The organism is Streptosporangium sp. 'caverna', assembly GCF_003203775.1.
Lineage (GTDB): Bacteria > Actinomycetota > Actinomycetes > Streptosporangiales > Streptosporangiaceae > Streptosporangium > Streptosporangium subroseum.
In genome coordinates this window covers 11,331,748-11,342,172 of sequence record NZ_CP029711.1, presented here as the reverse complement: position 1 = coordinate 11,342,172, position 10,425 = coordinate 11,331,748, and the positions used below count along the sequence as shown (strand labels likewise).

General features: G+C 68.9%; 9 protein-coding genes. 4 read left to right on the top strand and 5 right to left on the bottom strand.

Going from position 1 to position 10,425, the window contains the following annotated elements; translation table 11 throughout:
* Positions 1 to 190: 190 nt before the first annotated feature.
* The 3 genes from DKM19_RS49175 to DKM19_RS49165 form a co-directional block, all read right to left on the bottom strand.
* Positions 191 to 490 (bottom strand): helix-turn-helix domain-containing protein, encoded by a 300-nt coding sequence (locus DKM19_RS49175; protein WP_110706539.1) that lies wholly within the window; start codon positions 488 to 490, stop codon positions 191 to 193.
* Between the two features lie 5 nt (positions 491 to 495).
* A complete protein-coding gene (locus DKM19_RS49170) occupies positions 496 to 840 on the bottom strand; it encodes a type II toxin-antitoxin system RelE/ParE family toxin (RefSeq protein WP_110705385.1) in 345 nt (114 codons plus the stop codon).
* 165 nt (positions 841 to 1,005) lie between these two features.
* On the bottom strand, positions 1,006 to 1,902 hold the full coding sequence (locus DKM19_RS49165; RefSeq protein ID WP_110705384.1) for a LysR family transcriptional regulator: 897 nt from the start codon (positions 1,900 to 1,902) through the stop codon (positions 1,006 to 1,008).
* Between the two features lie 134 nt (positions 1,903 to 2,036).
* Between DKM19_RS49165 and DKM19_RS49160 the strand changes: the two genes are divergently transcribed.
* Complete coding sequence (locus DKM19_RS49160) at positions 2,037 to 3,071, top strand: ABC transporter substrate-binding protein (protein ID WP_162642398.1); 1,035 nt, start codon at positions 2,037 to 2,039, stop codon at positions 3,069 to 3,071.
* On the top strand, positions 3,068 to 5,530 hold the full coding sequence (locus DKM19_RS49155; protein ID WP_204358593.1) for a hypothetical protein: 2,463 nt from the start codon (positions 3,068 to 3,070) through the stop codon (positions 5,528 to 5,530). The genes DKM19_RS49160 and DKM19_RS49155 overlap by 4 nt, the downstream gene beginning before the upstream one ends.
* A gap of 85 nt (positions 5,531 to 5,615) precedes the next feature.
* Here the strand turns inward: DKM19_RS49155 and DKM19_RS49150 are convergent, their stop codons facing one another.
* Positions 5,616 to 6,452 carry a class I SAM-dependent methyltransferase gene (locus tag DKM19_RS49150; protein ID WP_110705382.1) on the bottom strand — a complete coding sequence of 279 codons (837 nt, stop codon included), beginning with the start codon at positions 6,450 to 6,452 and terminating at the stop codon, positions 5,616 to 5,618.
* Positions 6,453 to 6,517: 65 nt separating this feature from the next.
* Here DKM19_RS49150 and DKM19_RS49145 point away from each other — a divergent pair, with 65 nt between their 5' ends.
* On the top strand, positions 6,518 to 7,072 hold the full coding sequence (locus DKM19_RS49145) for a helix-turn-helix domain-containing protein (protein ID WP_369987698.1): 555 nt from the start codon (positions 6,518 to 6,520) through the stop codon (positions 7,070 to 7,072).
* A gap of 376 nt (positions 7,073 to 7,448) precedes the next feature.
* On the opposite strand, the gene dhbC is transcribed toward DKM19_RS49145, so the two are convergent.
* Positions 7,449 to 8,621: an isochorismate synthase DhbC gene (dhbC, locus tag DKM19_RS49140; RefSeq protein WP_110705381.1), complete on the bottom strand. Its 1,173-nt coding sequence runs from the start codon at positions 8,619 to 8,621 to the stop codon at positions 7,449 to 7,451.
* Between the two features lie 523 nt (positions 8,622 to 9,144).
* On the opposite strand from dhbC, the gene DKM19_RS49135 reads away from it, so the two are divergent.
* Positions 9,145 to 10,041 (top strand): hypothetical protein, encoded by an 897-nt coding sequence (locus DKM19_RS49135; RefSeq protein ID WP_204358592.1) that lies wholly within the window; start codon positions 9,145 to 9,147, stop codon positions 10,039 to 10,041.
* Positions 10,042 to 10,425: the final 384 nt, after the last annotated feature.

Genomic DNA, 10,425 nt, shown 5'->3' with positions numbered 1-10,425 from the left:
GCCACGGTCGGCGAATGGCCGCTCAACGTCTTCGACGAGGAGCAGGCGGCAGCCGAACTGTGCACCCTGCGTGCCATCACCGCCGCCGACCTTCACAACCTGGTCTTCCAGCGCGACTACCGGATCATCCCCGCCACCACCGCGATCTCCCGGTAACCCGCCGAGAGATCCCCCTCTTCGACACGCACTGTCAGCTTGCTTCTCGAAGTGGCTGGAACTGAACGCTGAGCCGCATTTCCAAGGCTTCGGCGAGGCGTTCCAGCATGGGGATGGTGGGCATCGTTCCGCCTGCCTCGAAGCGCGCCACCGCGGGTTGCTTGAGGCCCGAACGATCAGCCAATTCCGCCTGGGTGAGCCCGAGCTCCTCGCGGCGAAGCCGTACGGCCTCACCCAACTCGAAACGGACCCGGGCCGCCTCATAGGCTGCCCCGGCACCCGGGCGGCTCATGATCTCATCTCGCTTGTCGGCCCAAGCTCTGCGCTCGCCCATGTCAATCACTCCTCATCCACCGTGTGCGCTTGGGCGACGCATCGCTGCATGGCCCGCCACGCCCGCTCGATCTCGGCGGTCTCACGCATCCGCTGCTTGCGGAACGCTGTCAGCAGGATGATCCTCCTGCCCGGTGCGATCCAGTAGCTGATGCGTACCGACTCTCGGTCGAGATGGAAACGGAGTTCCCGTAGCTTGCCTCGGAGCTGCCTGGTGTATGGCTCATCGAGGAGGACACCACGCTCGGCCAGCAGATCAACATAGAACGACGCCGTCTCCTGATCCTCTTGATCGAGCCTGTCGAACCAGTCGTCGACCTCGGGTTCCAGCTCCACCTCTCCCCAAGTCATAACACGGACGTTATATGGCAGGCAAGTGCCGCACTCCCCGAATCCAGAAGGTCCCATTGGTCAGGTTCTCGCGCCGGCCCGACGTCCCTGGCGAGATGGCTCCGGCGAGCGGAGACACGAAAACCGGCACATTCGCACCGGCTTCGAGATCGCCGACGGGGCGGATCAGGACGCGGGCAGGAGGTCCGCGGCGCGCTCGAAGAAGGCGCGTGCCGCCGGTGACTCCGGCCCGTCCTGCCGGTGGACGAGGGCCACCGTACGGCGCAGGTCCGCGCCGGTGATCTCCAGCACGCGCGACCGCGGGGCACGCCGGGAGGCGGATCGCGCGATCGACCGGGGCAGCACGGTCATGCCCAGGCCGCGGGCGGCGAACCTGACCATCTCCTCGACCCGTACGACCTCGAAGACGACCCGGCGGGCCACGCCCGCCTGGGCGAAGCCGTGGTCGACCTGCTCGCGCAGCCCGTAGCCCGATGGAAAGTCGATGAACCGCTCACCGGCGAGCTCCGAAGCCGGAACCGAGCCGGTCAGCGGGTGGTCCACGTGCACGAGCCCCACGAGATCCTCGACCAGCAGCGTGCGCGCGCACAGTCGCCCAGGCAGCGGCTTCGGCGGCAGACCGAGGATCGCCAGGTCGAGCTTGGCCAGGCGGACGTCCTCGAGCATGTGGTCGCTGCCACCGCTGCGCAGCGCCACCTCGACCCCGGGGTGACGGGTGTGGAAGTCGCTGAGCAGCGTCGCCATGTCCAGGGTCAGGGGCGGGCACTCCATCATGCCCACGGTGACGTTGCCGCGGACGACTCCGCGCAGGGCGTCCGCCTCGGCGCCGAGAAGATCGAGGTCGTTGAGCACGCGCTCGGCCAGGGGGAGCAGCTGAGACCCGGCCCGGGTGAGCCGTACGGAGCGGGTGGTGCGCTCGAACAGCTTGACGCCCAGCTCTTCCTCCAGCTTGCGGATCTGCTGGCTCAGCGCGGACTGCACGACGAACTCCCCCGCCGCGGCGGTGCTGAAGCTTCCCGTCTGCGCGATCGCCCGGAAGTAACGCAGCTGTCGTAGCTCCATTTGATTATTCAACCACAGTGATAACTGTTAGCTCTTTCATGTCTTTGACGCATGAATATTCCCCTGTAAGTCTGTAGGGAATCGGTAGAACCATGGTGAGCGGCTGCTCACGGCGCCAAGGAGAGAGAGCACAGATGCCTCGCCCCGCACTGACCCGGCTGCGCGCCACCGCGATCGCCCTCGTCGTCGCGGTCGCGATGACCGGCTGTTCGGCGAACTCACCGGAGGCCGGCCCGGTGCGACTGCGGCTCGGCTACTTTCCGAACCTCACCCACGCCACGGCGATCCTGGGTGTCGAGGACGGGACGTTCCAGCGCGCCCTGGGCTCGAACGCGAAGCTCGAACCCTCGCTCTTCGTCTCCGGCCCTCCGGCGATCACCGCGATCATGTCCGACGCGGTCGACGCGGTCTTCGTGGGCCCCACCCCGGCGGTCAACGCCTTCTACAAGACCAAGGGCGACGTAAAGATCATTTCAGGCGCGACCTCGGGCGGGGCTCAGCTCGTGGTCAAGGACGGCATCACCTCGGCCGCGGACCTCAAGGGCACGTCGATCGCGGATCCGGCCCTGGGCGGTGCGCCCGACATCCAGCTCCGTTACTGGCTCAAGCAGCACGGACTGCGTACCAGCACCTCCGGTGACGGCGACGTGCACGTCACCCCCCAGGACAACTCCCAGATAGCGGCCGCCTACGCGAGCGGCGCGATCGACGGCGCCTGGGTGCCCCAGCCGTACGCCGCCATCCTGGTGAGCCGGGGTGCGCACGTGCTCGTGAACGAACGCTCCCTGTGGCCCGACGGCCGGTTCACCACCACCAACCTCCTCGTACGAGCGGACTTCCTCAAGAAGCACCCGGAGACGATCGTCGCCCTGCTCCGCGGTCTGATCAAGGAGACCGACCAGGTCAACGCCGACCCCGCGCAGGCGAGCCAGAGGGCCAACGCCGCCATCGCCAAGATCAACGGCAGCGGGCTCAAGGACGAGGACCTGCGGGCGGCCTGGGCCGACATGACCTTCACCGTCGATCCCCTGCTGCCCACGATCAAGGAGTACGGGCGCCGCGGGACGGACGTCGGCGTACTGACCGGTGGCGACCTGAGCGGCCTCGCCGACCTGGGCCCCCTGAACGCGGCACTGCAGGCCGAGGGCAAGGAGAAGATCGCCGAATGACCACGCCCCAGGTCACACCGCCGAACAGGTCCCAGGTCACACCGTCGAGTGAGCCGGAGACCACGCCGCCGAACAGGCCCCAGGTCACACCGTCGAGCAGGCCGGAGGTCACACCGTTGAGCAGGACCGAGATCACGCCGTCGAGCAGGCCGGAGATCACTCCGCGCCCGCAGACCGAGCACCGCTACCACGACTGCACCGACGCCGCCGTCAGCCGCGAGACCACCGAAGCCGTACGGGCGCTGCCGTTTCTCGGCGAGCTGACCACCGAGACCACCGGGCTGACCGCGGGAGACGTCACCGAGCTGGTGCTGCGCTACACCGTGGGCGGTTCGGGAATCGCCGACAGCGGGTGGCTGAAGCTGTGCTTCAAGTACTACTCCGACTGGGACCTGCAGACCGTCCGGCCCGACGGTCGCGACTACGCCACGGCGGAGCTGACGCACCGCGGCGACCTCGGCGGCGCGTCGGCCGACAGCCTCGCGACCGTGCGCCGGCTACGGACCGCGTACGACGTCAAGGGAGGTGAGCGGCCCTTCCAGAAGGCTCTCCTCATCCATCTTGAGGACGGTTTCGTACGGCCGGGAGACGAGATCGTCATCCGGCTGGGCGACCGGCGGCACGGCGGCCCGGGCACCCGGGTGCAGACCTTCGTGGAGGACGCTTTCAGGTTCCGGATGTACGCGGACGCCCTGGGCACCTCACGCATGGGACACGTGGGCGACGTCAGCGTCGACATCGTCGCCGGAGCAGCGGAACGGCTCGTCGTGGCGGGACCGCGCCTGGTCCGCGAGGGTGCGACCGCACCGCTGCGGGCCCACCTCGAGGACGCCTGGGGCAACGTGGCCTCCGGCGCCCCCGCGCGGCTCGAAGCCGTCAGCGGCACGTGGGTCTCCCCGCCTCACGCCTTCGCCGCCGAAGGCTGGGCCACGGCCACCGTCGACCTTCCCCCGCAGGCGGTCGGATCGCACGACGTGCGCGTCTCCGCGGGTCTGCCCGACGGGCGCGAGCTGACGGCCGGCTGCACCGTGGACACGGTGACGGAGCTGCCCGGCGAGCGCGCCTACTTCGCCGACCTGCACGTGCACTCCGACGACACCGTGGGCACCCAGGACAATGCCTACAACTTCGCCTACGGCCGCTGGATCGGCGGCCTCGACGTGCTCGGCTACACGGCCAACGACTTCCAGATCACCGAGAAGGCGTGGCAGGACGTCGTGGCGCTGTGCCGGGAGGTCAGCGAGGACGGCCGGTTCGTGTGCCTGCCCGGCGTCGAGTGGTGCGGCAACTCCGGGGTGGGCGGCGACCACAACGTCATCTACCTGGGCGAGGACACCACGCTGGCCAGGTCCCTGGAGTGGCATGACGCGATGACCACGCGCTCTCCGGCCCCCGAGCACTGGCCGATCACCGAACTGTACGAGGCGTACGCCGCCAATCCGGACGACTACCTGCTGATGCCGCACGTCGGCGGCCGGCGCGCCATTCTCGACTGGCACCATCCCGAGCTGGAACGGCTCATCGAGGTGCACTCTGCGTGGGGCACCAGCCCGTGGTTCCTGCGGGACGCCATGAGCCGCGGGCTGCGGCTCGGCGTCAGCGCCAACAGCGACGAGCACCGGGGACGCCCCGGCAGCGGGGCGCCGGGCGCCAACATCTTCGGCGGCCGGGGCGGGCTGACCGGCGTCCTGGCCCCCGACCTGACCCGCGCCTCGGTCGGAGCCACCCTGCGGGCACGCCGTACCTGGGCGACGACGGGTGCGCGGGCCGTCGCCCTGCTGCGGGCCGGAGACCGGTGGATGGGCGAGGAACACCCGGCCACGGACGAGGAGCTCGTCGTCTCCTACGCCCTGTACGGCGACGCGCCCTGGGACCGCGTGACGGTCTACGACACGCATGGACCGGTGCTGCACCGCGACCTGAACGCCGAGGCGGGTCACGAGCCAGGCCTCGTCAGGGTCCGATGGGGCGGCGCCCGGCACCGCGACCGTTACCGCTGGGCGTCCTGGACCGGGAACATCCGGCTTTCCGGAGCCGGTCTTCTCGACGCCCGTCCCTGGGCGACCATGCACCGGGAGCAGACGATCACGGTCGACGGCGGGCGGATCGGCTGGTCGAACGCGACGTACGGGAACGACACGGGTGTGGTGCTCCGTCTGGATCCCGCCGGAGACGCGGAGATCGCCATCGAGGCCACCGTCACCGAGGACGCCCGCACCGAGCGGTTCGGCGTACCCCTGGCCGACCTCGCCGAGGGCCCGGTCCGTCGCGAGCTGGGAGGCGCCGGGCTCCACGTCACGGTCGAGCGGATCGCCGACGCCGCCCGGCTACCGTCGACCCTCACCGGAGAGCTCTCGGTCCGTCCGCCTCGGGGAGAGGACAGCGCCCTGTACGTGCACGCGGTCCAGGCGGACGGCCACGAGGCATGGACCAGCCCGCTGTTCTTCACCGCCGGCTAGGCCTCCCGCGCCATCGTCCTGGACGGAGCCGGCCGCGTCCTGCTTGCTCCCGATGGGACCCGTCACCGGCGCCGCGTGGGCCGGCCTACGGCCGCCTGGCCACCCATACGGTCCTGGTGGTGCGGACGGTGAGATCGTCGCGCCGCAGAACGCCTTCGGGCCCGTCGCCGTTGATGAGGGTGTCGAGCGTGGCCAGGTCGTCGGCGCTCATCCGGCCGTCGAGGTTGGACCGGATGCGCCGCAGGGACGCCTGAGCGTAGCGGCCGGTGGAGGCGGGGAACGGGGGCCGCAGATCGATGGCGAAGGGCCGCTCGGCCTCGATGGTGAAGCCGGCCCTGGACAGGTGCGGGCCCCAGTCGTCGCTCCGTCCTGCGGTCAGGACGGCGTGGCAGCGCGCTTCGAGTCCGGGGCGGCCGAAGCCGACGTCGTCGGGCAGGAATCGCGGGAAGAAGTCCATCTCGACCACGACCAGGAGCCCGCCGGGGCGGAGCGCGGCGAAGACCTCGGTCAGGACGTGATCGGGATCCGCCATGTGGTGCAGGGACGAGGCCGCCCACACCAGGTCGACGGTGTCGAGGTCCGGCCATGCCGCGTCCAGGTCCGTCTGGACGGCACGGACCCGGTCGGCCATGCCGAGACCGCGAGCTCTGTCGCCGAGATGGTGCAGCATGTGGGGGGAGATGTCCAGGGTGGTCGCTTCGGCTCGCTCGAAGCGCCTGAGCAGGGCGAAGGTGCCGGTACCTGTCCCACTGCCCAGGTCGAGGATCCGGCGCGGGGGCCGATCGCCGGCCAGCTCTTCGAGCCAGGCGGTCACGTCGGACACATACGCGTGCAGTACCTCGGCGTCGAGGTCCAGGAGCTCGGCCATGGCGATGTCGCCGGCCCCGGCCGCCGAATGGTGCTGATGATGCTGGCTTTTCATGCTTCGACCGTAATACCGCTTTGCGTCCAGGGCATACCATCTTGCGCATGAAGCAAGAAGGGGATGTGGACGGCATTGTTCGCCTGCGCATCAGGGGGCTGCGCACAGCCCGGGGCTGGTCGCTCGACGACCTGGCCGAACGCTGTTACATGAGCCCTTCCACCCTGAGCCGTATCGAGACGGGCCACCGGCGGATCAGCCTCGACCAGTTGATCGCGCTCGCCCGGGCCCTGGGGACCTCGCTCGACCAGCTGGTGGAGTCCGCGGACGACGGAGACGTGGTCATCAGGCCGCAGCGCGACGAGGTGCGGGGGATGACCGTCTGGCTGCTGAGCCGGGAGTCCGGGCCGCACGGCGTGACCGTGGCCAAGATGCGCATCACCGGCCCGGTCCTCGGGAACGGCGCCGACGAGCTGGGAGTTCATCCCGGCAGGGACTGGCTCACCGTCCTGTCGGGAACCGTTGCGCTGCTGCTGGGAGAGCGGACCATCCTGGTCGAGACAGGCCAGGCGGCAGAGTTCTCCACCATGATCCCCCACGCCATAAGGGCCCACGGCGGGCCGGCGGAAATCCTGTGCATCCTCGACCACGACGGGCAGCGCACCCACCTCCGCCCCTAGCCGACGACGGCCCGGGTGATCCGCAGGCCCTGCGCGCTTCTGGCCGCGCAGGGCCTGTCCCTCGCCCCTGAGCCGGCTGGATTATGACGCCACTCTGGGAACTCCTCGCCCCACGATCCTGGCGAGTCTCGGCACGGATATGCCCTCTACGAGATCCGGCGGGGTTCACGGCCGCCGCGATAGCGAAGAACGAGGGGCGGCTGTGCCCGTCCCCGCGTGCGGGGAGCTGCGTTCCGGAGGGGAGGTTCGGCGTGAGGTCTTCACGGGACATACGGTCGCGCGGTCGTCGGCGATGCCGACTCCCCGCGAGTGGGCGCAGGAGATTACGGGGAGGCCTCCGAGGAGGATGGAGCGCTCCAATGAGGATGGAGAGACCCTAGCCCAGGCCGACGGCGCGGAGCATGGTCTGGAACTTGGCGGTGGTCTCGGCGAGCTCCGCCTCCGGCACCGAACCGGCGACGATCCCCGCTCCGGCGAACAGCCTCAGGGTCTGGTCGGCGACCTCCGCGCAGCGGATGGTCACGACCCACTCGCCGTCGCCGGCCGCGTCGCACCATCCGACCAGGCCCGCGTAGAGGCCTCGGTCGAACGGCTCGATCTCCGCGATGGCCTCTCGCGCCGCACCGGCGGGCGTGCCGCAGACCGCCGGCGTGGGATGCAGCATGGTGGCCATCTCCAGCGACGTGATCTCCGGGTCGTCGAGCACGCCGGTGATCCGGGTCGACAGGTGCCACATGGAGGCGGTGGACAGCAGCGACGGCCCCGCGGGGACGGACAGGTCGCTGCAGTACGGGCGCAGGGCCTCCACGATGTTCTCGACCACCAGGGCGTGCTCGCGAAGATTCTTGTCCGAGGAGAGCAGGTCTCGTGCCAGGGTCTGGTCGACGACGGGATCCGGGTGGCGCGGTGCGGACCCGGCCAGTGGATTCGTCGTGATCCGCCGGCCGGAGCGGGAGAAGAGCAGTTCGGGACTGGCTCCCAGCAGCGTGCGGGCCGCACCGGTGACGGGGGGCAGGTTCACCGCGTAGCCGTACGCCTGCGGGTCGCGGCGGACCAGGTTCCGCAGAACCTTGCGGACGTCGATCGGGGCGCCCATGGTGATGTCCAGGGCGCGGGCCAGCACGATCTTTTGCAGCTCTCCCGTGGTCAGCTTGGCCAGCGCCTTCTCCACACCGCGCACGTAGTCACCGGAGTCCGGGACCGCTCCAAGTTTGGTGGACGCCCTGGTCACCTGTTCGGGAACGGAGGACGCCCCGGTCCGGGGACTCGTCCAGCAGACGGCGGCGGGCACCAGCAGGCGCGCGGGACGGTCTTCGCGGAAGGGGATCGCGCCCACCGCGACGGGGTGGGGATGGCCGGACTCCTCCGCGTCTCTCAACGCGGAGGAAACGCGACCGTGCAGGCTCGTCGCCCCCGAGTCCGGCACCTCAAGATGAACTCCCCTGGCGAGCAGGGTCCGGGTCGGTGACGTGAAGAAGAAAGTGCCGGGTTCGTACTCTCTCAGGAGGTCGGGCGTGCGGGTAAGCGTGAGCGTGTTGTTGGAGGACATGGTTGAGCTCCTGTCGGGGGAGAGGAAATCCGGAGGGGCTGATCGAGGGATCCGGCGGGGATCGGGGATCGGAAAGGATCGGGGAATCCGGAGTCGTTTCCCTCGTCAGCCCTTACCGCTAGGCAGGTTAGTGCCATCACTTTAGGTTTTGCAGCAAAAGCGCATTGTCACCCTGCGCAGTTCCGGGGCGGGCTACCCGAGGGCCGGCATGAGTCCCACGGCCACTCCGTCACTCCCGGCCGGGTCCATCCTCGCGACGGACACCCCGGAGAGTTCTTCGGGAAATTCAGGTCCTCCGCCCGGAGTCCTCGGGGCGACCGCGACCTTCGGAGGAGGTCGATCCCGGGCCTCCGGCACGACGACGAGCGGACCCGGCACGTTTATGTTTCGTCAATCTCGTGTCGACGGGCATGGTTTACGATCGCACATCGTGACAAGTCAACATACGTCGACCCAACCGAGTGATATTCCCCCCGTGCTACCGAATTACACTCCCCCCGGGTCAGAGAATCATGCTCCGCCCGTGTCATCGGATGACACCCCGCAGGAGCAGGGAGGTCACGATAGTGGCGTCCTGGCATTGATCGAGCGCATCGGCTCCGTCGTCGTTCCGATCGGTGTCGCGCTTTACGCCGTGCTCTACCTCGGCGTCGAAGGCATGTATTCGGTATTCGGCATCACCCCGCAGCAGGCGGGAATCGATCAGTCCGTCCTGCTCGGCCGGCTGATGGGAACGCTGGTCCTCGCCCTGATGGTCGCCATCCCGCTCCTCGGCCTCATCGTCGGAGTGAGCTGGCTGGTCAACAAGCTGACCCGCGGTGCGGCCGGCAGGCTCGTGGGAGTCCTCCGGGAGCGGCCCTGGATCGTCGCCCTGATCAGCGCGCTGTGGTGCGGCGCGGCCTACTGGGCCCTGTTCTACCTGTACGGCGATATCCAGAACATCGCCCCCATGGTCGTCGGCGCCGTCGGGCTGGGCGTGCTGACGTTCCTGGTGCCGTTCCGGCTGCTGCGCGGCAGGCCCGTCGGCCGCGCGGGGATGAAGGTGGTCGTCGGCGCCCTCACCGGCCTCGGCCTCGGTTTCGTGCTGATCATCCAGATGGTCTTCGGGGCGGTCGAGGTGCAAGACACCGGGCAGGCCAACGAGTTCCTCAGCTACGTCGGCTTCCAGGACCAGTGGACCATCATCAAGAACGCCGAGGACGACAAGCCGCTCTACGACGGCCGATGGATGATGCTGCTCGGGGAGAGCGACGGCACCTACATCTTCTACGACTGCGACAAGCTTGAGACCTTCCGGCGTCCGATGGAGACCACCAACCTCGGGTCGATCCAGCTCGACCCCGAGCGGGAGCAGGGCTTCAAGTGCGGCGATCTCGCCGAGGACGAGACCGCCGAGGAGCAGCCGGCCACGACCGGGTGATGACCGTGTTTCCGGCCGCCGCCGGTGGTCGAAGCCTCCCGCCGCCAGGGCGAGACGGCCTCGACCGCCGGCCGGGCGCTCCGGCAGGCCTCCGCGGCACGGTGTTACGCTCAATTCTGACAAGTCGGCCCCGCTCGCGCTTGCGCCGGACGACCGGATGGTCATGCTGTCCGGGAAGTAATCCAGCATTGCGAATTCTGGCCTTTTCTCGCCGTCTCTCGCACCACTCGCGCCTTTCATGGATTATCTCGTACACAGCAAATCCTCGTCCATGACATTCGCGGAGGCATAAGACGGCGAACAGCGTTCCGGGGAAATCGGACGCATCGCACCGGCGCATAATCCTCATTCAATGCCGATACACCTGAAAATCGGGGCCGAGAC